At 64.3% G+C, this 22,422-nt stretch carries 20 protein-coding genes; 14 read left to right on the forward strand and 6 right to left on the reverse strand.

The genetic code is table 11. The features are described 5' to 3' along the window. Positions 1 to 32 precede the first annotated feature (32 nt). The 7 genes from TO66_RS02475 (at position 33) to TO66_RS02505 (ending at position 8,206) form a co-directional block, all read left to right on the forward strand. The gene (locus tag TO66_RS02475; RefSeq protein ID WP_044460831.1) at positions 33 to 1,790 is read left to right on the forward strand and encodes a carbamoyltransferase; all 1,758 of its coding nucleotides are present in this window, start codon (positions 33 to 35) and stop codon (positions 1,788 to 1,790) included. Beyond that, positions 1,774 to 2,904: a glycosyltransferase gene (locus tag TO66_RS02480; RefSeq protein WP_044460832.1), complete on the forward strand. Its 1,131-nt coding sequence runs from the start codon at positions 1,774 to 1,776 to the stop codon at positions 2,902 to 2,904. The genes TO66_RS02475 and TO66_RS02480 overlap by 17 nt, the downstream gene beginning before the upstream one ends. Continuing rightward, the gene (locus TO66_RS02485) at positions 2,904 to 3,800 is read left to right on the forward strand and encodes a GNAT family N-acetyltransferase (RefSeq protein WP_044460833.1); all 897 of its coding nucleotides are present in this window, start codon (positions 2,904 to 2,906) and stop codon (positions 3,798 to 3,800) included. The genes TO66_RS02480 and TO66_RS02485 overlap by 1 nt, the downstream gene beginning before the upstream one ends. Next, positions 3,797 to 5,203: a PIG-L deacetylase family protein gene (locus TO66_RS02490; RefSeq protein ID WP_044460834.1), complete on the forward strand. Its 1,407-nt coding sequence runs from the start codon at positions 3,797 to 3,799 to the stop codon at positions 5,201 to 5,203. The genes TO66_RS02485 and TO66_RS02490 overlap by 4 nt, the downstream gene beginning before the upstream one ends. A gap of 84 nt (positions 5,204 to 5,287) precedes the next feature. Then, positions 5,288 to 6,244: a glycosyltransferase gene (locus TO66_RS02495; RefSeq protein WP_044460835.1), complete on the forward strand. Its 957-nt coding sequence runs from the start codon at positions 5,288 to 5,290 to the stop codon at positions 6,242 to 6,244. Positions 6,245 to 6,298: 54 nt separating this feature from the next. Next, entirely contained in the window at positions 6,299 to 7,060 is a 762-nt protein-coding gene (locus TO66_RS02500; RefSeq protein WP_044465928.1) for a hypothetical protein, read from the forward strand. A 48-nt stretch (positions 7,061 to 7,108) separates the two neighbouring features. Then, positions 7,109 to 8,206, forward strand: coding sequence for a glycosyltransferase (locus tag TO66_RS02505; RefSeq protein ID WP_044460836.1), 1,098 nt, complete (start codon positions 7,109 to 7,111; stop codon positions 8,204 to 8,206). On the opposite strand, the gene TO66_RS02510 is transcribed toward TO66_RS02505, so the two are convergent. After that, positions 8,198 to 8,803, reverse strand: coding sequence for a toluene tolerance protein (locus TO66_RS02510; protein ID WP_044460837.1), 606 nt, complete (start codon positions 8,801 to 8,803; stop codon positions 8,198 to 8,200). The two genes, TO66_RS02505 and TO66_RS02510, sit on opposite strands and share 9 nt — an antisense overlap. A 108-nt stretch (positions 8,804 to 8,911) precedes the next feature. Here TO66_RS02510 and TO66_RS02515 point away from each other — a divergent pair, with 108 nt between their 5' ends. The 5 genes from TO66_RS02515 (at position 8,912) to hldE (ending at position 14,945) form a co-directional block, all read left to right on the forward strand. Then, on the forward strand, positions 8,912 to 10,084 hold the full coding sequence (locus TO66_RS02515; RefSeq protein WP_044460838.1) for an O-antigen ligase: 1,173 nt from the start codon (positions 8,912 to 8,914) through the stop codon (positions 10,082 to 10,084). Positions 10,085 to 10,099: 15 nt separating this feature from the next. Further along, positions 10,100 to 11,908, forward strand: a complete 1,809-nt coding sequence (gene msbA, locus TO66_RS02520) for a lipid A export permease/ATP-binding protein MsbA (protein WP_044460839.1) — start codon at positions 10,100 to 10,102, stop codon at positions 11,906 to 11,908. A 202-nt stretch (positions 11,909 to 12,110) separates the two neighbouring features. Beyond that, entirely contained in the window at positions 12,111 to 12,815 is a 705-nt protein-coding gene (locus tag TO66_RS02525; protein WP_044460840.1) for a sulfotransferase family 2 domain-containing protein, read from the forward strand. Continuing rightward, a complete protein-coding gene (gene cysC / locus TO66_RS02530) occupies positions 12,808 to 13,419 on the forward strand; it encodes an adenylyl-sulfate kinase (protein WP_044460841.1) in 612 nt (203 codons plus the stop codon). Before TO66_RS02525 ends, cysC begins: the two co-directional genes overlap by 8 nt. 101 nt (positions 13,420 to 13,520) lie before the next feature. Further along, positions 13,521 to 14,945 carry a bifunctional D-glycero-beta-D-manno-heptose-7-phosphate kinase/D-glycero-beta-D-manno-heptose 1-phosphate adenylyltransferase HldE gene (hldE, locus tag TO66_RS02535; protein ID WP_044460842.1) on the forward strand — a complete coding sequence of 475 codons (1,425 nt, stop codon included), beginning with the start codon at positions 13,521 to 13,523 and terminating at the stop codon, positions 14,943 to 14,945. Positions 14,946 to 14,999: 54 nt separating this feature from the next. On the opposite strand, the gene TO66_RS02540 is transcribed toward hldE, so the two are convergent. From TO66_RS02540 to TO66_RS02555, 4 genes are all read right to left on the reverse strand, one after another. After that, entirely contained in the window at positions 15,000 to 15,971 is a 972-nt protein-coding gene (locus TO66_RS02540; protein WP_044460843.1) for a hypothetical protein, read from the reverse strand. Between the two features lie 41 nt (positions 15,972 to 16,012). Next, the gene (locus TO66_RS02545) at positions 16,013 to 16,825 is read right to left on the reverse strand and encodes an aldo/keto reductase (protein ID WP_044460844.1); all 813 of its coding nucleotides are present in this window, start codon (positions 16,823 to 16,825) and stop codon (positions 16,013 to 16,015) included. Further along, positions 16,822 to 17,997, reverse strand: coding sequence for an FAD-binding oxidoreductase (locus TO66_RS02550; protein ID WP_044460845.1), 1,176 nt, complete (start codon positions 17,995 to 17,997; stop codon positions 16,822 to 16,824). The genes TO66_RS02545 and TO66_RS02550 overlap by 4 nt, the downstream gene beginning before the upstream one ends. A 111-nt stretch (positions 17,998 to 18,108) precedes the next feature. After that, positions 18,109 to 18,441: a multidrug efflux SMR transporter gene (locus TO66_RS02555; RefSeq protein ID WP_007921448.1), complete on the reverse strand. Its 333-nt coding sequence runs from the start codon at positions 18,439 to 18,441 to the stop codon at positions 18,109 to 18,111. A gap of 103 nt (positions 18,442 to 18,544) precedes the next feature. Here TO66_RS02555 and TO66_RS02560 point away from each other — a divergent pair, with 103 nt between their 5' ends. Then, positions 18,545 to 19,435: a LysR family transcriptional regulator gene (locus TO66_RS02560; RefSeq protein ID WP_044460846.1), complete on the forward strand. Its 891-nt coding sequence runs from the start codon at positions 18,545 to 18,547 to the stop codon at positions 19,433 to 19,435. A 23-nt stretch (positions 19,436 to 19,458) separates the two neighbouring features. Next, positions 19,459 to 20,736: a lipid IV(A) 3-deoxy-D-manno-octulosonic acid transferase gene (waaA, locus tag TO66_RS02565; protein WP_044460847.1), complete on the forward strand. Its 1,278-nt coding sequence runs from the start codon at positions 19,459 to 19,461 to the stop codon at positions 20,734 to 20,736. A 131-nt stretch (positions 20,737 to 20,867) separates the two neighbouring features. Here the strand turns inward: waaA and TO66_RS02570 are convergent, their stop codons facing one another. Next, positions 20,868 to 22,307, reverse strand: coding sequence for a TolC family outer membrane protein (locus TO66_RS02570; protein WP_044460848.1), 1,440 nt, complete (start codon positions 22,305 to 22,307; stop codon positions 20,868 to 20,870). Positions 22,308 to 22,422: the final 115 nt, after the last annotated feature.

The raw sequence follows: 22,422 nt of genomic DNA on the forward strand, positions 1-22,422 counted from the left end.
GCCTGCATGCAGACTTAAGAGGCTAGACCCCTGTGGCATTGACGATTCTTGGCCTGTCCGGCGCCCTTAGCCATGATCCTTCCGCAGCGCTGTATATCGACGGCAAGCTGGTGGCGGCTGCCGAAGAAGAGCGCTTCGTACGCGATAAACATGCAAAGAACCGCATGCCCTACGAATCGGCGAAGTTCTGCCTGGAACAGGCCGGCATCAAGCCTTCCGACGTTGACGTGGTGGCGATTCCGTTCGCCCCGATCAGCCTGTTCGGCAAGGCCCGCTGGCACTACGCCAAGCGTTACTGGTACGCCCCGGACCGCGCCTTCGATGCGATCCTGATGGGCAACCGCCGCTACAAGCGCTATCGCAAGAAGATCGTCTGGTGCCTGGAGCAACTGGGCTTCGATCCGAAGAAGATCAAGATCGAGCCGGTCGAACACCACTTGGCCCACGCTTCCAGCGCCTACCACTGCTCCGGCTTCAAGGAGAAGACCGCGATCCTGGGGATCGACGGCAAGGGCGAGTACGCCACGACCTTCTTCGGCTACGGCGAAAACGGCAAGATCCACAAGATCAAGGAATTCTACGACCCGGACTCCCTGGGCGGCCTGTACGGCGCGATCACCGAGTTCCTCGGCTTCGAAATGCTCGACGGCGAGTTCAAGGTCATGGGCATGGCGCCTTACGGCGATGCCAGCAAATACGATTTCTCGCGCCTGGCCAGCTTTGAAAACGGCGAGCTGGTGATCAACACCGACTACGCCAACGTCATCGGCCTGCGCCGCTATAAAGAGAAGGGCAAGGGGTTCTACTTCTCGCCGAAGCTCATCGAGTGGCTGGGTCCGAAGCGCGAAGGCGATATCGCCGACGAGCCGTACATCCATTACGCGGCCAGTATGCAGGCGCTGTTCGAGAAGCTGGCGCTGCAGATGATCGACCACTACCTGGGCGACATCCTCAAGGAAACCGGCAAGCTGGCCTTCGCCGGCGGCTGTGCGCTGAACGTCAAGCTGAACCAGAAGATCATCGCCCGTCCGGAAGTCAAGGAGCTGTTCGTGCAGCCGGCTTCCGGCGACGCCGGGACCGCGGTCGGTGCCGCGGCCTATGTATCCCACGCGCGCGGCGTGCCGGTGGAGAAGATGGAACACGTCTATCTCGGCCCGTCCTACAGCAACGAAGACGTGATCGCCGCCTGTGCCCGGCATCCGAACAAGCCGGCCTGGCGCCAGATCGACAACACCCCCGAGCGTATCGCCAAGATCATGGTCGACGGCAACCCGGTGGCCTGGTTCCAGGGGCGCATGGAGTTCGGCCCGCGGGCCCTGGGCGGCCGTTCGATCATTGGCTGCCCGAGCGCGACCGGCGTGGCCGACCGCATCAACGAGCAGATCAAGTTCCGCGAGCGCTGGAGGCCTTTCTGCCCGTCGATGCTCGACACCGTCGGCCCGCAGATGATCAAGGTCGATCACCCGGCGCCGTTCATGACCTTCACCTTCGAAGTGGCGGAAGAGTGGAAGACCCGCGTGCCGGAAGTGGTCCACGAGGACGGCACGTCCCGGGCCCAGGTGCTCAAGCGCGAATACAACCCGCGCTACTACGACATGATGAAGGCCCTGGAAGTCCTGACCGGCAACGGCGTGTCCCTGAACACCTCGCTCAACCGCCGTGGCGAGCCGATGATCTGCTCCCCGACCGACGCCCTGAACATGTTCTTCGGCTCCGACCTGCAGTACCTGATCATGGAAGACATCCTGGTGGTCAAAGACGGCGTGGACCCTTATGACACGCTCGGCTGAGCGCCGCGTCCTGCAGTTCTGCCACGGCTATGACGGGCCGTTCCTGGACTGTGCCCGGCAATACGCCAGCCTGTTCGCCGGCAGCGGTTATCGCGTGACCACGGTGTTCCTCACCGGGGTCGCGGATGCCGAAGTCGCCGCCGGCTGCGCCAGCGACGAAGTGCTGTTCATGGAGTACAGCTCCAAGGCCATCCGCGGCCTGAAGCTGGGGGCGATTCGCGACCTGCGCAGGATCGCCGCCTCGCGCAACTTCAGCTTCTGTATCGCCCATCGCTTCAAACCGATCTACATCGCCCTGCTGGGCACTTCGTTGCCGGTGATCGGCGTGCATCATGCGTTTGGCGACTATCGGCGCGGCAGTCGCCGGCTGTTTGCCAAGCTGTTCCGCCAGCGCCTGAGCCTGCTCGGCGTGTCCGACGCGGTGCGCGACGACATGCGCGCCTGCCTGCCGCAATGGCCGGCGCAGCGGATCCAGACGCTGTACAACCGGATCGATGTCGAAGCCTTGCAAGCCACCCAGTTGCCCAAGAATGCCGCGCGCCAGGAGCTGGGGCTTTCGGCGTCCGCCTGGATCGTCGGCAATGTCGGGCGCCTGCACCCGGACAAGGACCAGGCCACCCTGTTGCGCGGCTTTGCCGCGGCATTGCCGGGCCTGCCCCGCGATAGCCAGTTGGCGATCATGGGCAGCGGGCGCCTGGAGCAGAAGCTCAAGGACCTTTCCCGCGAGCTGGGCATCGCCGATCGTGTGCTGTTCCTGGGCCAGGTGGCAGAGGCGCGGCGTTATTTCCGCGCCTTCGATGCCTTTGCCCTGAGTTCCGACCATGAGCCGTTCGGCATGGTGCTGCTGGAGGCCATGGCCGCTGGCGTGCCGCTGTTGGCTACCGCCTGTGGCGGGGCCAAGGAAGTGGTCGAAGGCGTCGGCATCCTGTTTCCGCTGGGCGATGCCGAGCATATGGCCCAGGGGCTGCAACACCTGGCCGCGATGGACGAGAACCAGCGCCTGCTGTGCGCCGAGCTGATGTTCGAGCGGCTGCGCGAGCGTTTCTCCGACCGCGCCGTACGCGATGCTTTCTGGCGTCTGCCGCAAGTCACCGACCTGACCGCGAGGCCCTGATGCTCAATCGATTCCAAGGCTGGCGCGAGCGTGGCTGGTCGGTCGTCGACGCCTCGACTTATGCCGAAGCCTGGCAGCGTTTTGGCGGCAGCGTCGCGACCCATCCGCTGGTGGTGGAGCGCCTGGCGAACCTGGCAGGCATCCCGGTGCGTTACCTGGCCTGGGAGCAGGCCGGCGAAGTCCGCGCGGCAATCCCGACCTGGGGGCGCGACCTGGCGCTGTCCAAGGATGTGCTCAAGCGCCGAGGCAAGAAAGGCCTGTTCGACCTGGGCAACGCCGAGCTGATCCTGCCGGCCGCGCCTGAGGCCGCTGCGCCACTGCGTCATCGCGGGCGTTATCTGTCGGCCTTGAGCGAGGGGCGTTTCAGTACCCTCAAGCCCCAGGCCGAACAGCTGGCCATGGCCCGCACGCCGGAAGAATTGTCGAAGAAGTTCCGCTACAACCAGCGCCGCGAACTGCGTCTGCTGGAAGAGGCGGGTGGCGTGGTACGGCCGGTCGGCGAATTCTCCAGCCAGGAGCTGGCGGCCACTTATTGCGATCTGTTCCAGCGCCGCTGGGGCTTTGCCGCCACGGGCGCCGAGCGCATGGCCGAGGTCCTCGAACTGCTGCGCGAATTGTTGATCGGTTCAGTGATTTTTCTCAACGATGCGCCGATTGCCATTCAACTGGTGTATCGGGTCGAAGCGCCGGAATGGATCAGCGTCGAATACATCAACGGTGGCGTCGACCCCGAGACCCGTGAGTTCAGCCCCGGCAGCGTGTTGAGTTTCCTCAATACGCAAAGTGCCTGGGAGCAGGCGCGGGCCCTCGACAAACCGCTGCGCTTCTCCTTCGGTCGCGCCGATCGCGAATACAAGGACCGCTGGTGCAACCCCGTTCCGGTGTTCACGGTATGAATCAGCCACCGAGCCGCAAGCAGCAGTTGCTCAAACGCCATCGTCGGCGCAAGCGCCTCGGCCTGCTGATCGGCCTGCTGGTGCTGGTCGCCGTCGGCGTGCTGGTGGCCTGGTGGCTGCCGCTGCTGCTCGCGCTGCTGGCCTGGGTAGCGCATGAGGCCTGGTTTGCCGACCATCTGTTCTATTCGCCCCGCGACGATTATCAGTACAGCTTCCCGTTCGGCACCGAGCAGCCCAAGGTCCGCCTGGACAAGGAGCGCCTGGTGCTGGACCAGGCCATCGACCTGGCGGGCGACGAAACCCTGATCCTGGCCGTCCAGGTCAAAAGCTCCTGGCTGGGGCGTTTTTTCGACCCTTCCATCGCTTTGGCGGGGCAGGACCGGCAGACGTTCGAGCGTGGCGTTAACGGCCTGCGTTATCTCAATCTCAGCGGGCTGGCACGGCCTCTGGCCGGCGGCGAGCTGCAACTGCGCGGACGTTTCTGCCGGGTGCGCGGCGAGCCGTTGCTGTCGGTGTTCCGTGAACCGGACTATCGCCGCCAGCGGGTGATGGTCATCGCTCCGCACGCCGACGATGCCGAACTGGCGGCGTTCGGCCTGTACAGCCAGGCCGACGAGGCCTGGATCGTCACGCTGACCGCCGGCGAGATCGAGGCCGAGCATTACCGGCAGATGGGCATGAATGAGGCTGACGCGGCGCGGATCAAAGGTCGTCTGCGGGCCTGGGACAGCATTGCGGTGCCACGTTGGGCCGGGGTTGCCGAAACACGCTGCGTGCAACTGGGGTATTTCTGCCTGCAATTGCCGGCCATGCAGGCTGCGCCGAACCGGCCCGTAGCGTCCCGCGAGGCGCAGTTGTCGGATATTCGCCTGTTCCGCCAGTTCAACCCGTTCCCCCTGCCAGCGGATACCGATGGCGCGCCCACCTGGAACAATCTCCTGGCCGACCTGCGGGCGCTACTGCTCAAGGCTCGTCCGGAAGTGATCGTACTGCCGCACCCGACGCTCGACCCGCACCCCGACCATATCTGCGCCAGTCAGGCGGTGATGGAAGCCTTGCAGGGGCTGGAGTGGCAGCCGACCACCTTGCTCGGTTATGCCAACCACCTGCACGACAACGACCGCTGGCCAATGGGCGACTCCGGCGCGGGCATCGCCCTGCCACCGGTGTTCGACGCGGCCCAGGTGCTCAGGCCCTGCAGCCTGCCGCTGACGCTCGAGCAACAGCGTGACAAGGCGATGGCCCTGGGCATGATGCACGACTTGCAGCCGCGTCCGCCGTTCAAGCGGCGCTTGCGCCGGGCCTTGCAACGGGTGCTGGCCGGTCGCGCCGATTCGCCTTATGGCGAGAACGAGTTTTTCCGCAAGGCGGTACGCCGGCATGAATTGTTCTGGCGTTTGTAAATTGGTATTGCCTGACACCCTTTCGCCTGCCGATCAGGGTAGTTTCGCTCTTTTGTCGGGTTGCTCACGGCTGCAAGGAAGATGATGAAGGTTCTATTTCTGGTGCAGAAAGAACAGCGGGCCATCCTGGACCGTCTGTACGAAGGCGTTGCCGCCCATTGCGAATGCGACCTGCGGTGGTTGAGCAGCGAGGAGCAGCGCAACCTGCGTGGCTATTTCCGCCGCGAGGTGGACGTGTCGCGTTATGACCGCATTGTGTTCTTCCTGCGCTTCAAGCAGGAAATCCGCCAGGCGAGTTTTATCCGCAGCATTCCCAACCTGGTGATCCTCGAGCACGACGCCTACCAGAACTACATCCCCTGCAAATACACCGGCAAGTTCAGCGCACATTACCGCCGCCTGCCGTGGGTACGGGTGATCAGTTCGGGGTTCATGGTCAGCGAGCGCCTGCGCCAGGAGGGATTCGACGCGGTTTTCGTGCCCAAGGGCTACGACCAGAGCCTGTTGCAGGACCAGAGCCGCGAGCGGGATATCGAGCTGGCGTTCGTCGGCAGCACCAACAGCGTGGCCTACAGCGGTCGCAAGGCGTTGCTCGACGAACTCGGCCAGGTCGAGCCGCTGGTCGTGACGCGGACCAAGTCGGGCGAAGAATATTGCGACACCCTCAACCGCATCCGTTTCTTCGTCAGTGCCGATGTCGGCATGGGCGAATACATGATCAAGAATTTCGAGGCCATGGCCTGTGGCTGCGTATTGCTGGCATTCGACCAGGGCGAGGCAGAAAATCGCGCCCTGGGCCTGCAGGACATGCACAACGTCGTGTTTTACCAGAACATCCCGCAACTGCAGGAGAAGCTCGCCCAGTTGCGCGCCGATCCGGCCCTGGCCCAGAGCATTGCGCAGAACGGGCGCGACCTGGCCGTTTCGCAGTTCAGCTTTGCGCGAATCGGTGAGCGTATTGTCGAGGAGCTGCAACCGGCACTGCGCCCGCGTGCCCCCCTGAGTTTTATCGAGCGCCTGCGTTCAAGGCTGGGTGTTTGACAGCTGTTGTCCAGCCATTGATAGTTGGCGCACTTTTGCATGGATGAGAATCAAGTGCAGTTTAGTCAGGAAAGCGACATCACCCTGGTGGTTACCAGTTGTGGCCGTCTGGATCTGCTCAAGCTTACGCTGGAGAGTTTCGATCGCTTCAACACGGCCCCGATCCGTGAAGTCTTCATTACCGAGGATGCCGGCGACGAGCGGGTGCGTGCTGCGGTGCCCGCGCACTGGAAGGATCACTGCACCTTCTTCGTCAACCGGCCCAAGCTCGGGCAGTTGGCTTCGATCGACCTTGCCTACGAACAGGTCAAGACCCCCTACGTCTTTCATTGCGAAGACGACTGGGAGTTCTACCGCCCGGGTTTTGTCGAGGACTCGAAGACGATTCTCGAACAGCGCCCGGACATCCTGCAGGTCTGGCTGCGCAGTTATGCCCATGACTTGCGGGTCCACAGCCCGTACATCCATCTCGGAGCCCGCGAGCTGATCGGCGGCGTGCCGTGCTACCCGCTGATTTCCGACAAGCCCGAGTGGCAAAGTTTCTCGCTGAACCCCGGTTTGCGCCGCATGGAGCAATATCGACTGTGCGCGCCCTTTGCCGGGCACGGTGGCGAAAAAGCGCTGTCCAAGCGCTATGCCGAGCTGAATCTGACGGCTGTCAGCCTTGAAGGCGACGCAGTGCTGCACACTGGTTTTGGCCTGCATGTGGAGACGTCTGTGGAGCGCGAGCGCAAGGCGCGCCGCAGTCGTCGCGAGCAGATCAAGCTTGTTCTCGTCCTGTTGCTTGGAGTCGCTATTGGCTGGTTCATCAATTAACCGTACCGATTCCATGTTCCCGGAGCTTGCGAAAGGGCTGTGTGCCCAATGAGCATTCTCAACGTCATGTGGGCGGGGGGCAGCGCCTTCGCCTCTGTCCACAAGGTCCATCAGCAGATCCTTTCCCAGGCCGCGCCGGGTACGGTGATCAAGACCTGGCTGCTGCGGGGGCCCGCCACCGGCTGTGTCGCCGAAGTGGGAGAGTGCCGGGAGTGGAACCTGTCGTCGGCGCGCCTGAAGGGCAAGCATGCCTGGCGCCTGCTTTCCCCCTGGCTACGGGCCAGTTTTCGCAAGGCGTTGCAAGACAGCGATGCCCAGGTGCTGTTGCTTGATGGCCTGGGAGTGGCGCGTACCCTGCTGCCGGTGCTCAAGTCCCTGCCGCATATTCGCGCGGTGGTGGTGATCCATGGGTCCACACGCCTGCATCGCCAGGACCGAAAACTGTTCCTTCAGCTCCCCGCCTCGCAACTGACCCTCGCTGCCGTGTCGCAGACACTGGCAGCCTGCCTCGAAGACGATTTGCAAATGCCGGTAACCACCCTGCGCAGTGCGTTCGATCCGCAGGCCTTCAACGCCAGGTTGCTGCCGCGCGCCGAGGCCCGCGCCGCCCTGGGCTTGCCCGCGAGCGATGTGCCGGTGTTCGGGGCGGTCGGCCGTCTGGTGGATGACAAGGGGTTTGCCTGCCTGCTGGAGGCCTTCGCCAAGGCCCTCGCCAGCCAGCCGGACATGCGCCTGGTGATTATCGGCGAAGGCGCGAATCGGGCGGCGCTCGAAGCGCGCGTCGATCTGCTGGGCTTGCGAGACAAAGTGTCGCTGCCTGGGCACCTGAAGCATGCCGCGACGCTTTACAAGGCGTTCGACTGGGTGGCCATTCCCTCCCTGGATGAGGGCCTGGGGCTGATTCTCCAGGAGGCGGTGATGTCCGGCGTGCCGGTGTTGACGAGCGACCTGCAGGTCTTCCGCGAACAACTGGCCGATACCGGGCGTTATGCCCCGGTGAATGACATCGACGCCTGGCAGCACGCCATTCTCCAGGCGTTGGACCTGCCTGCTCGGGACATCGCGGCCGAGCAATACGTTGCGCTGGCGCCTGACCTGGCCTGGCAACGCTTCAGTCGGGCGGCCGCCAGCCTGCTGTCATGCTGACAGCAGGGCTTGCTCCAGGGCCTGCATCGGAAAGCTCCCGTTCAGCTTCTCCCGGGCAATATAGCGGGCGAAGTGTTGCAGGTTGCGTTTGACCAGATGGCGCGGTAGCGGCCCACGGAAGAAGCGCATGTCAGCCACGTCGATCAGGCCGAAGCGGTGGTCCGGGGTGATGACGATATTGCCCAGGTGCAGCGAGCGGAAATAAATCCCCGAGGCGTGCAGATTGCGGATCAACCCGATCAGGTCCGGCAGGGTCTGTTGCCAGTCGAAGCCGTCCTTGCCGGCCACCTGGCGCAGGGTTTCGCCTGGCAGCGGCTGGTAGAGCACCGCGGTCATGCCGGGTTGTTCCAGGCGATAGAACTTGAGGACCTGCAGGGTCGGAACGCCGAGCTGTTCCAGGCGCGCGGCATTGTCGATGAAGCGCTTTGAATAAGGCCGAAACAATGCGGATGAAAAAAGACGCTTGCGCCGGAACAGTTTCAGGATATTCCCGTCCTGCAACAGGTAGACTTTCGGGCCGTAACTGTCGGCCTCCAGAATCCTGGCGCCTTCAATCATCTGATTCAAAGTGGCTTGGGGAAGCCGGGAGCATTGCATCGTAGGAAGCCTTGTCGAAGTGGCGGGCACAGTGGCGGGCAATGATGCCGAAAAGTTGTCGTTTTAACCATGCCGGGTTGGCTGGGTGAATAAATTAGGAGCGAATGAATGCACGCCACACGCTGGGCGCAAGTATGGATGACGATCGGATTGCTATGGTTTTTGCTGGCCATCGCCCTGGCACCCACCAACAAGCTCTATCAGCAGGGGCTGGTCGCCTTCCTGTGGTTGCCGGCGATGGTCCTGGCCTGGTCCGCGCGCGAGCGCCTGGTGCAATGGTGGCAAGCCCAGCGCTGGCTTGGGCTGGCCCTGCTCGGGTTGGCGGTCTGGGGACTGATCAGCCTGTTCTGGACCCAGGCCGAGGATCCGTCGCGCGAGGCCAAGCGCCTGTTGTATATAGCGGTGTTCCTGCTGTTCTTCCCGATTTACGCCAATGCCCGGCCCGAGCGGATCATCAAGGTCATGCAATGGGGCGGATTGGGGCTGGCGGTGATCGCGTTGCTGGCCATCATCCAGTTCTACGGGATCAAGGGAAATGTCTGGTGGGCGCGCCTGGAGGGCTTGGGTGAGTTGGCTCATCCCATCCTCGGTGGTTATGTCATCGGCCTGACTGCTATCTGGCTGCTTCACTGGGCGCCCGATACCCGTCCTCTCCAGGCGGTATGGCTGGTCGCGTTGGTGTTGCTCGGCGGGTTCGTCGTGCTGTGTCAGAGCCGGGGTGCAGCGTTGGCCCTGTTCCTGACGGTGGTGGCGATGCCGATCTGGTGCCGGGACCGGCGCAGCCGGATCTTTGCTGCAGCGGCGCTACTGGTGGCGATGCTGATCTTCTGGTTTCTCGAACCCCTGGTGCTGGAACGCGGTGTTTCCTATCGACCACAGATTCTCATGGCCAGCCTGCAAATGATTGCCGAGCATCCATGGACAGGCCTGGGGCTGGGCTCGGGTTATAGAGTGGCGGCCGCAGGAGAGGTGTTCGACCATGCCCATAACCTGTTCAGCCACGTTGCCATCGAGCTGGGGATTCCCGGATTGCTGCTGTGGGGAGCGGTCTGGTTGATGGTCCTGCGCGAAGCCTGGCGCGCCCGCGAGACGCTCTATGGCCGCGGTGTCATCGGAATCTGGCTGTTTTCCTTCCTGGCCATGGAATTCGATGCCGCGAGCCTGACCGGGACCCCTCGGGCCGAATGGTTCATCAGCTGGCTGCCCATCGGCCTGGCGACTGTTTTGGTCTGGGCACGGGGCAGTCATACAGGCTGTGATAAAATCCCGCGTTCCTCCTAACCAGTGAGCTCTACGATGAGTGAAGCACCGCCCAAAGCGGACCAGGATTCCAGCCTGAAGATCTATTTCCGGCTGTTGGGGTATGTGAAACCCTACATAGGCATTTTCCTGCTGAGTATCGTGGGCTTCGTGATATTTGCTTCCACCCAGCCGATGCTGGCGGGCATTCTCAAATATTTCGTCGACGGCTTGAGCAACCCCGAAGCGGTGCTCTTCCCCAACGTTCCCTATCTGCGCGACTTGCAGCTGTTGATGGCGGTGCCGCTGCTGATCATCCTGATCGCGGCCTGGCAGGGGCTTGGCTCCTTCCTCGGCAACTACTACCTGGCGAAGGTTTCCCTGGGGCTGGTGCACGACCTGCGGGTCGAGCTGTTCAACAAACTGCTGGTATTGCCCAACCGCTATTTCGATACGCATAACTCCGGGCACCTGATTTCCCGCATTACCTTCAACGTCACCATGGTCACCGGCGCCGCCACCGATGCGATCAAGGTGGTGATCCGCGAAGGCCTGACGGTGGTGTTCCTGTTCGTCTACCTGCTGTGGATGAACTGGAAGCTGACCCTGGTGATGCTGGCGATCCTGCCGTTGATCGCAATGATGGTCGGCAACACCAGCAAGAAATTCCGCAAGCAGAGCAAGAAGATCCAGGTGGCCATGGGCGATGTGACGCACGTCGCCTCCGAGACCATCCAGGGCTATCGCGTAGTGCGCAGTTTCGGCGGCGAAAGCTACGAACAGCAGCGTTTCGTCGACGCCAGCCAGAGCAACACCGACAAACAGCTGCGCATGACCAAGACGGGCGCGGTCTACACGCCGATGCTGCAGCTGGTGATCTATTCCGCCATGGCGGTGCTGATGTTCCTGGTGCTGTTCCTGCGGGGCGATGCCACGGCGGGCGACCTGGTGGCCTACATCACCGCCGCCGGCCTGCTGCCCAAGCCGATTCGCCAGCTCTCGGAAGTCAGTTCGACCATCCAGAAGGGCGTGGCGGGCGCGGAAAGCATTTTCGAACAGCTGGATGTCGAGCCCGAAGTCGACCTGGGCCAGGTCGAGCGCGAGCGTATCGACGGTCGCCTGGAAGTGCGCAACCTGAGCTTCACCTATCCGGGCACGGACCGCGAAGTGTTGAAGGACATCAATTTCACTGCCGCGCCGGGGCAGATGATTGCGCTGGTCGGTCGTTCCGGCAGCGGCAAGTCGACCCTGGCCAGCCTGATTCCACGCTTCTATCACCACGAAACCGGGCAGATCCTTCTCGACGACGTGGAGATCGAGGACTACCGCCTGCGCAATCTGCGCCGGCATGTGGCCCAGGTGACCCAGCACGTGACCCTGTTCAACGACAGCGTGGCCGCCAACATCGCCTATGGCGACCTGGCCGGCGCGCCGCGGGAAGACATCGAGAAGGCGGCGACGGATGCCTACGCCATGGACTTCATCTCGCAGCTGCCCGAAGGCCTGGACACCCAGGTCGGCGAGAACGGCGTGCTGCTCTCCGGTGGCCAGCGTCAACGCCTGGCGATTGCCCGGGCCCTGTTGAAGAATGCGCCGCTGCTGATTCTCGACGAGGCTACCTCGGCCCTGGACACCGAGTCCGAGCGGCATATCCAGGCGGCCCTGGACAAGGTCATGAAGGGCCGCACCACCCTGGTGATCGCGCACCGCCTGTCGACCATCGAGAAGGCCGACCTGATCCTGGTCATGGATCAGGGGCGGATCGTCGAGCGGGGCACCCATGTCGACCTGCTGGCGCAGAACGGCTACTACTCGCGCCTGCATGCCATGGGCCTGGACGAGCCTGCCTCCGAAGGCATCGCCTGAACCACGCACCAGGATGGGCGCCTGCCCATCCTGGTGCGGTCCCCGGCGTGCAAGGCGCCGGGCTCGTTGTATCAGCCTTTTTGTATCCAGCCTCTTACCATCTTGACCAAGCCTAAATAATCCAGCGTTTCGCCCTTGTTATGGTGCCAGCCTCAATCGTCGGCGGAATCGAGGGGGGCAACCCCGTCGCGCGGGTGCTGGAATGTTGCAACGTTATCTGTGGAAATTGCTGCCCAAGTCGCAGCGGGCATTCTTGCTGGGGCGTCTGCCGGTGGTGGACCGCCAGGTGGTGAACAAGTCGATGTCCGCCAACGTGCGTTTTCCGACGCCGTTCCGCGAGCATGGCTGTGTGTTCATCCATGTGCCCAAGTGTGCAGGAAGCAGCCTGTGTGCGGCCTTGTTCGACGGTTGGACGCCCGGGCACTTGCCGCTGTACTGGTACGAGCAACAGTTTCCCCGGCAATTCGCCAGCAGTTTCAAGTTCGCGGTGGTCCGCGACCCTCTGGAGCGGGCCTATTCGGCCTATGCCTTTTTGCGCGGCAACCAACTCAGCCGCCGCGACCAGGCGGCCCAGCGGCTGGTCAGCCACTATCGCGATTTCGACGACTTTGTCGGTCGCTGGCTGCATCCGGAAAATATCCACAGGCAATTGCACTTCGCCCCGCAGACCGACTTCCTGGTGGACTCCATGGGGCGCCTGGGCATGGATTTCATCGGCTATCAGGAACACCTGCAGCGCGATTACCAATTGCTCAGCGAACATCTGGGGGTGAGCCGCTCCCTGCCGCGCCTCAACGAGTCGCAGCAGCGGCACGAGGCACCGGCCCGAGACTTTTGTTCGGTGCGCACCCGCCGCTTGGTACGCCGGGCCTACCAGCGCGACTACGAGCTGCTCGGCTATGAGTGAGCCCCTGGCGCCGCCTGGCCCGCCGGCCGGGGTTCATCCCTGCAGCCTGTCCCTGACCGCGCTCGAGCGAGCGGCGCTCAAGCACCAGCGTCCATGCTGCATCTGGCTGACCGGCTTGTCCGGCGCCGGCAAGTCGACCCTGGCCAATCTGCTGGAGTTGCGCCTGAACGGGCGGGGCCTGCACACCTTCGTCCTGGACGGCGACAATGTGCGCGGCGGCCTGTGCCGGGACCTGGGCATGGACGCCGAGGCCCGCAAGGAAAATACCCGGCGGCTGGCCGAAGTGGCGCGGCTGATGGTGGAGGCGGGGCTGATCGTGATCGTCTGCGCGATTACCCCATTTCGCGCCGAGCGCGCCGCGGCACGGGCCTTGTTCGCCGAGGGCGAGTTTTTGGAGGTCTATGTCAGTACCTCCTTTGCCGCCTGTGCCCGGCGCGATCCCAAAGGCCTGTATCGGGCTGCGAGCGAAGGGCGCATCCGCGATTTCACCGGCCTCGACAGCCCCTATGAAGCCCCGTTGGACCCTGACTGCGAAATCGACACCGAAACGCTCGGGCCGGGCTGCGCGACCGATCGGCTCATGGCGCTTTTGCTCAATAAATGAACAGCGCATGGCGATCGCGAATACTGGTGCAGCGGTAGAACTAGGCAGCGTTCACCCTGTGTTAATATCGCGCCCCTGTTCATTTTGTATGTGGGATCTCCATGAAGTTGTCCATGCCGCGATTCGATCAAGCCCCCGTCTTGGTGGTCGGCGATGTCATGCTCGACCGCTACTGGCATGGCGGTACCTCACGGATTTCCCCTGAGGCGCCGGTACCGGTAGTCAAGGTCGAGCAGATCGAGGACCGCCCGGGCGGTGCCGCGAACGTTGCCTTGAACATCGCCGCGCTCGGCGCGCCGGCTTCGCTGGTCGGCGTCACCGGCGACGACGAGGCTGCCGACAGCCTCTCCAACAGTCTCGAAGGCGCAGGCGTACGCGCCTTGTTCCAGCGCATCGCCCATCAGCCGACCATCGTCAAGCTGCGGGTCATGAGCCGGCACCAGCAATTGCTGCGTATCGATTTCGAACAACCCTTCGCCACCGACGCCCTGGCGTTGGGCGCCGAAGTCGACCGGTTGCTGGACGGCATCAAGGTGCTGGTGCTGTCCGACTACGGCAAGGGTGCCCTGAGGAACCATCAGGTGCTGATCCAGGCCGCGCGCGCGCGCGGCATCCCGGTGCTGGCGGACCCGAAGGGCAAGGACTTTTCGATCTATCGTGGCGCCAGCCTGATCACCCCGAACCTCAGCGAATTCGAAACCATCGTGGGCGGTTGCGTCGACGAACACGACCTGGTCAGCAAAGGCGCGAAGCTGATGCACGACCTGGAGCTGGGCGCCTTGCTGGTGACCCGTGGCGAACATGGCATGACCCTGTTGCGCCCCGATCACCCGGCGCTGCACCTGCCAGCGCGGGCCCGTGAAGTGTTCGACGTCACCGGTGCCGGCGACACGGTGATCTCCACCCTGGCGGCGGCGATCGCGGCGGGCGAGGAATTGCCACACGCGGTGGCCCTGGCCAACCTGGCGGCCGGCATCGTGGTCGGCAAGCTGGGAACCGCGGCCATCAGCGCTCCGGAGCTGCGTCGCGCGATCCAGCGTGAAGAAGGTTCCGAGCGTGGTGTGTTGAGCCTCGACCAGTTGCTGCTGGCGATCGACGACGCGCGGGCGCACAAAGAGAAGATCGTGTTCACCAACGGCTGCTTCGACATCCTCCACGCCGGCCATGTGACCTACCTCGAACAGGCGCGGGCGCAAGGCGACCGGCTGATCGTGGCGATCAACGACGATGCGTCGGTCAGCCGCCTGAAAGGGCCGGGGCGGCCCATCAACAGTGTCGACCGGCGCATGGCGGTACTGGCCGGCCTCGGTGCGGTGGACTGGGTCATCAGCTTCCCCGAAGGCACGCCGGAAAACCTGCTGGCCCAGGTCCGGCCGGATGTGCTGGTCAAGGGCGGGGACTACTCGGTCGACCAGGTGGTCGGCGCCGATATCGTCAAGGCCTATGGCGGTACCGTGAAGGTGCTGGGCCTGGTGGAGAACAGCTCCACCACCGCCATCGTCGAGAAAATCCGCAAGACCGAATGAGGTCTGCCGCCAGCCCGCCTGCTCCAGGGAAACCTGCAGCGGCCGGGCTGGTCTTCAGCGCTGTCGGCTGGCCTTGGCCGGTACGATCTTGCGCAGTATCTGCCGCGCCTTGCCGGTAAAGCGCGTGAGCTTCGAGTCCTGTTCCGGTGCGCTCAAACCCTGCTGCTTCAACCAATCCTTCCAGCGAATCCGTTCCTCGCGCACCAGCCAGCCGTGCTGCTGGGCGAAGCTTTCGGCCAGGTACAGCCCGCGGGTGCTCGCCGGCTGCAATTGATCCTTTTTCAAGGTGTAGAGCTCGGCGCACGGCTGCCCGTCCTTGAGCGGCATCAGGTACAGGTCCGGGCGCTTGCGGTCCAGGCGCGCCACCAGCTGGTCGCCCTCCAGGCGTTCGTCGACATGGAACAGGCTCAGCGACTTGGCCTCTTTCGGCACGTCCAGGCGCAGGTCATAAATCAGTTGCAGCGAAGCGGTGGGCAAGTGCACGTACGCTCGCGGCCGTTCGAGCAACTGCAGGTTGGCGCAGCGCACCGGCCGGGCCGCGCCCGACAGCGGCGTCAGGCGAAAGGGCAGGGCCTCGCGATAATGCAGGGCGGCGGAGTAGGGGGCGGGTAGCCAGGTGTCGTTGAAGCGCCCGCTGAGCCAGCCTTCCGGGGTTTCCAGCAGGCACTCCTCGGCGATTTCCTGGATAGCGGTGTGCAGCGGCAGGTTCAACTCGTGGGCCGGGACGTAGCCGGAAATCAGCTTGAGCACCACGTCGCCGCGATCCTGGCGGCGCTGGCGGACCAGCACCCAATAGTCACGGTTCTGCCAGTGCAGGGTCAGGCGCACCGAAACGCCGAGGTTGGCCAGTTCCAGGGCGAAGCGCTCGGCGTCGGCCACCGTGACCGGCCGCCGGCGTTGCAGGGTCTGGGCGAAGTTCAGCGGCATGCCGACGCTCTGGTAGCTGAGGCCCTCGGGCGTCGCTTCGACGAACAGCGGCAGCGTCTTGAAGTTGCTGGGGTTCTTTCTTATGAGCGTACGCGGCATGTCGGCTCCTTCTTGCGTCGGGGTCGGCCGCGTGGGCGGCATCAGTTCTTGCGCAGTACCTGCGCGACAGTGGCGACATTATGGGCCAGGTGCAGCGGGTTGATGGTCCCGACAATAGCACTGGCGACGCCCGGCTGGTCGAACAGCAGTTCGAAGCTGGCGCGCACCGGATCCACCCCCGGACTCAGGCAGACATGGCCGCTGGCCAGGGCCTTTTTCACCAGGATGCCTTTGCCGTGGGCAGCGGCATAATCGATGACCGCGCGCTCGTTCTGCTCGTTCAGATTGTAAGTGACCATGGCGCAGTCACCTTGTTCCAGAGCCTTGAGGCCGCCCTCGACGGTCTTTCCGGAAAAGCCGAAACCGCGGATCTTGCCCTCTTGCTTGAGCTCGGCCAGGGCCTGGTAGACCTCGCATTGTTCGAGAATGTGCAGGTCGTTGCCGTCGGAATGCACCAGTACCAGGTCGATGAAGTCGGTTTCCAGGCTTTGCAGGCTGCGCTCCACCGACAGGCGGGTGTGCGCGGCGCTGAAGTCGTGGCGCGACTGGCCGTTTTCGAATTCCTCGCCGACCTTGCTGACAATCACCCAATCCTGGCGCTGGCCGCGCAGCAGCGGGCCGAGGCGTTCTTCGCTGCGGCCATAGGCGGGCGCGGTGTCGATCAGGTTGATACCCAGATCGCGGGTCAGCTTGAGCAGCATGCGGGTTTCGGCGTCATCCGGAATCTGGAAACCGTTGGGGTACTTCACCCCCTGGTCGCGTCCGAGCTTCACGGTGCCCAGGCCCAGGGGCGATACCCACAGCCCGGTGCTGCCGAGGGGGCGATGCAGGTCGTGCAGGGTCGCTTGGCTCATGGCAGCAGTTGCTCCCACGCCGGTTGCGCGATGGTCGGCTTCGGCAACGCCGGCAAGGCGCTCGCCGGGCCGGGCCGGATGCCGTCGCGTTCCAGGGCGGCAAGCACCCGGTCGGCGAAGTCCGGGGCCAGGGCCAGCTTGGTCGGCCAGCCTACCAGCAGGCGTTCCTGTTCGGCGAGGAAGGCGTTGTCCGGCCGGGTCAGGCCCGATTGTGCGGGTTCGGCCCGATCCACCCGCAAGGTGGCCCATTGCGCCTGGCTGAGGTCGATCCAGGGCAGCAGGTTGTCGAGTTCTTTGCGGGCAGCGGCAATCTGCGCCGCCGGCTCGCGAGCCACTCCTTCGGCTTCGGCGATGTCGCCGCCGAGGTACCAGACCCATTGGCCGTCGGCCGCCGGGTGGGTGGTCACGGTGATGCGTGGTTTCGGTCCGCCGCCCAGGCAGTGGGCGTACAGCGGTTTGAGGCTTGGCCCCTTGACGATCACCATGTGCAGCGGCCGGCGTTGCATGGCCGGCTGGCTCAGGCCAAGGCTGCCCAGCAGGTCGGCGTTGCCGGCCCCGGCGCTGAGCACGATGCGCTGCGCACGGATTTCCCGTTCGTCGACCCGCAGCCCCACCAACTGCCCATTTTCCAGCAGGGGTTCGATCTTCTGGCCGGCCAACAGGCTGTCGCCGCCCAGTTCCGCCAGGCGCCCGATCAGGCTCGGCACGTCCACCACCAGTTCGGCCAGGCGATAGACCTTGCCCTTGAAACGGCGGTCCTGCAGGGCCGGCGGCAACTGGTCGCCCTTGACCTGGTCGACGCGGCCGCGCACGGCCTTGCTGGCGAAGAAACTGGTGAGGTTGCCGGCCAGGGTGCCGGGGGACCAGAGATAATGCGCCTCGGACAGCAGGCGTACGCCGGACAGGTCCAGCTCGCCGTTGCCGGCCAAGGCCTCGCGCCAGCGGCGCGGCATGTCGGCGATGGCTTCCGAGGCGCCGGTCAGGGCCCCGTGCAAGGCATATTTGGCGCCACCGTGAATGATTCCCTGGGACTTGACGCTTTGTCCGCCGCCGAGGCTGGCGCTCTCCACCAGCACGGTGGAAAAGCCCTGGCGACGCAGGCGGGCGTTCAGCCAGAGGCCGGCGACTCCGGCGCCGACAATCAGCACGTCGGTGGAAATAACGGATGGCATGCAGCGACCTCAGAGAACAAATCGAAGCCGCAAGTTTCAAGCCTCAAGCCTCAAGCTGCAAGCGTGATGCTCATCTACACCGCTTGCAGCTTGTAGCTTGCCGCTGCTTTTTTAGTGTCCGGCGGTCTTCGAAAACAGCTGGATCACCACCACGCCGAGGACGATCAACGCCATGCCGAGCATTGCCGGGATATCCAGTTTCTGTCCGTAAAGGAACAGCGCGGCCACGCTGACCATGACGATGCCCATGCCGGCCCAGACGGCGTAGGCCACGCCCACTGGCACGGTGCGGACCACCAGCGTCAACATCCAGAAGGCCACGCCGTAGCCGACGATGATCAGCAGCAGGGGCAGCGGGGTACTCAGGCCCTTGACCGCCTTCATCGAAACGGTGGCGATCACTTCGGCGCAAATGGCGATGGCCAGGTAGGTGTAAGCGTTCATGGGAGGGTCCTCGTGTCTGGGCGTGCTTGATGAGGTCGGCATTCTAGAGATTCTTCAGATGGGGTAAAGTCATTACCTATCTGAATCAGAGATAGGTTGAGCCATGAGCACACAGTGGAATCTGGAGCAGTTGCGCCTGTTTGTCAGCGTGGCGCAACAGTGTTCGTTCTCGGCGGTGGCCCGGGATCGGCGCAAGGCGCAATCGGCGATCAGCGGCGCCATTGCCTTGCTGGAGGCCGACCTGGGGGTGAGCCTGTTCGAGCGCAGCAGCGGTCGCCAGCCGAAACTGACCGAGGCCGGCGGGGCCCTGCTGGAGGAAGCGCGGGAGGTGCTGCGCCAGTGCGAGCGCCTCAATGGCCGGGCGCTGGCCCTGGTACGTGGTGAGGAAGCGCGCCTGCGCCTGGCCCAGGATGAAGCGATGCCCTATCAGCCGGTCATCGACAGCCTCGAGGCCCTGGCCGAGCGCTTTCCCAGCCTGGAGGTGCAACTGACCAGTTCCGCCCAGGGCGACGTGGCGCGCAAGCTGGTGGAGCGCCGGGCCGACCTTGGCCTGCTGTTCTATCACGACCAGATTCCCGAGGCCCTCGAGCGGCGGGTGCTGGGCAGCATCGAAATGGTCACGGTCTGTGGTGTCGGCCATCCCCTGGCCCGCGAGGCCAGGGTGGATTGCCAGCAACTGGCGCAGCACCGGCAGTTGCTGATGGCGACCCAGTCGAGCGTCTACCCCGGCAGCGAGCCGGCCAGCCCGCAGGTCTGGCGCGCCGACAGTTTTTACGTGATGGCCGAGTGGCTGACCCGCGGCCTGGGTTGGGCCTGGTTGCCGCGGCATGTGGTGCAGTACCCGACGTACCAGGGGCAGATGGTCGAGCTGGTCAGCGAATGGACCCCGCCGGCGCTGGTGGTGGAGCTGGTCTGGCGCCGCGACGATCCCCTGGGGCCGGCGGCGCGCTGGCTGGCGGAGCGTTTTGCCGTGCACTTGCGGGCGATTGGCTGAAAAAGCCGATAAACTCCGCCGCCATGAATAGAACTCTCTACAGCGCGCTGTTTTACCTGGGGCTGCCATTGGTGGCGATTCGTCTATGGCTGCGGGCACGCAAGGCGCCGGCGTATGCCCGGCGGATCGGCGAACGTTTCGCCAGGGGCTTGCCGGCGATGCAGCCGGGCGGGATCTGGGTGCACGCGGTGTCGGTGGGCGAGAGCATCGCCGCCGCGCCGATGATCCGGGCCTTGCTGGCGCGTTATCCGCAGCTGCCGATCACCGTCACCTGCATGACGCCCACCGGTTCGGAGCGCATCCAGGCCATGTTCGCCAACGAACCGCGCATCCAGCATTGCTACCTGCCTTACGACCTGCCTTGCGCCGCCGCGCGTTTTCTCGATCGGGTACGACCGAAGCTGGCGGTGATCATGGAAACCGAGCTGTGGCCCAATCACATCCACCAGTGCGCCAAGCGTGGGATTCCCGTGGCGCTGGCCAATGGGCGGTTGTCGGAGCGTTCGGCCAGGGGCTACGGGCGTTTTGCCAAGCTCACCGGGCCGATGCTCGCCGAGATGAGCCTGTTCGCGGTGCAGACCGCCGCCGAGGCCGAGCGCTTCCGCCAGTTGGGCGCGCGAGCGGAAACGGTCGAGGTGACGGGTTCGATCAAGTTCGACCTGAGCATCGATCCGCAGCTGCTGGTGCGGGCCAGCGAGTTGCGCCAGCAGTGGCACGCCAGCGAGCGCCCGGTCTGGATCGCCGCCAGCACCCATGAAGGCGAAGATGCCGTGGTGCTGGATGCCCATCGCCAGTTGCTGGCCAGCTACCCGAATGCCTTGCTGATCCTGGTGCCGCGCCACCCGGAACGGTTCACCCCGGTGTTCGAGCTGTGCCGCCAGCAAGGTTTCGCCACCGTTCGCCGTTCCCGGGACGAACCGGTCAGCGCCGAGACCTCGGTGCTGCTGGGCGACACCATGGGCGAATTGCTGTTCCTCTATGCCTTGGCGGACAGCGCCTTTGTCGGCGGCAGCCTGGTGCCCAACGGCGGCCACAATCTGTTGGAGCCGGCGGCCCTGGCCAAGCCGGTGCTGAGCGGGCCGCATCTGTTCAATTTCCTGGAAATCGCCGCGATGCTGCGCGAGGCCGGAGCCCTGCAAGAGGTGGACGATGCCCACGGCCTGGCCGTGGCGGTGCAGCGCCTGTTCGAGCTGCCGCGCGATGCGCAGAAGATGGCCGAAGCCGGGCTGAAGGTGATGCGCAGCAACCAGGGCGCCTTGCAGCGCCTGCTCGACGGCTTGGATCGTCTGCTCAAGGATTGATCCGGAACCCTTGCCGCAGGCTGTGACCCTGTCCGTGGGACAGACAAAAAAGCCACCGCGATTCTATTGAATGGCGGTGGCTTTTTTATGCTCGTTGCGGTCGCTCGACGCCTGGGCTGGCGCCTGCAAGTTTACTCCCCCGAGCGGGCCTTGAGCTGCTCGGCCGCGGCCTTGGCCAGGTCCGGCGGGAGGAAGTCGCGGTCCGGGTTGTAGTCGGCTTTCAAGTAGCGCGACAGGTCCTGCAGATCGCCCGGGTTGAGGGTGCCGGCGGCTTGCTTGAGGCGCAGGTTGTCGAGGATGTAGTCGTAGCGGCTGTTGTTGTAGTTGCGCACCGAGGTGTACAGCTGGCGCTGGGCGTCGAGCACGTCGACGATATTGCGCGTACCGACCTGATAACCGATTTCCGTGGCTTCCACGGCGCTCTGGTTGGAGATGATCGACTGGCGCCGGGCCTGGACCTGTTCGACGTCGGTGTTCACCGCACGATGCAGGTTGCGGGTGTTCTCCACCACCTGCCGGCGCAGGGCTTCGCGGCGCTGCTCGCTCTGGCTCAGGCGCGAGTAGGATTCGCGCACCTGCGAGCTGGTCAGGCCGCCGCTGTAGATCGGAATGTTCAACTGCAGGCCGACGCTGCGCTGTTCGACATCGCTGCCGTAGCGCTGGCCCAGGGGCCCCGGGTTGCTGAAACCGAGGGCGTCGTTGTCGCCTTTCTTGTACTGCGCCACCGCATCGAGGGTCGGGGCGTGGCCGGCCTTGCGCTGCTTGAGGGTTTCCTCGGCGGCGCTGACCGCGTAGTTGCTGGCCTGCAGGTTGAGATTCTGCCTGGCGGCGGTATCGACCCAGGCCTTGGCGTCGTTGGGCGTCGGCGCCAGCACCGGCAGGCTGTGGACGATGCCCTGGATCGAGTTGTACTGGCGGTTGGTCAGGGTGATCAGCGCTTCGAACGCATCCTCCACCTGGCGCTGGGCGAGGATCCGGTTGGCCCGCGCGGTGTCGTAGCTGGCCTGGGATTGCAGGACGTCGGTCTTGTCCGACAGGCCGACGTCGAAACGCTCGTTGGATTGGTCCAGCTGACGCTTGAAGGCAGCTTCCTCGGCCTTGGTCGAAGCCAGGTTGTCCTGGGCGCGCAGCACTGAGAAGTAACTCTCGGCGCTTTGCAGGATCAGGTTCTGCTCGGTGGCCGACAGCTCCAGCGCGGCTTGTTCGTTGACGTCCTTGGCGGCTTGCAACTGGAACCAGCGGTCGGCGCGGAAAATCGGCTGGGCCAGGGTTGCCTGGTACACGGTGCCGCTGCGGCTGGCGGTCATCGACGGCTCGTCGAACTTGGTCCGGGTGTTGTTCAGGTCGGCACCGGCCGAGAGATTGGGCAGCAGGCCGGCGCGGGCCTGGGGCACGACTTCCTTGCGGGCATCGTAGTCGGCGCGGGCGGCGGCGAGGTCGGCATTGTTGTCGACGGCCTCCTGATAGACGCTGACCAGGTCGGTTTTATTGGTCAAGGGCGCTTCTGCTGCCCAGGCCATTCCATTGGACGCACAAGACACGGCGACGGCCAGTGAGAGTTTGCGCAGCATTCGACGATCCCTAGAGTTGATATTACGAGGATAATTTCGGCGCTCAGGCTAAGTCTCGGCCTGGGCAGCGTCAAGATTAGACGCAACTTGAGCGAGTGTAGATGTGCCTGTAGAG

The sequence above is a fragment of the Pseudomonas sp. MRSN 12121 genome (assembly GCF_000931465.1).
Classification (GTDB): domain Bacteria; phylum Pseudomonadota; class Gammaproteobacteria; order Pseudomonadales; family Pseudomonadaceae; genus Aquipseudomonas.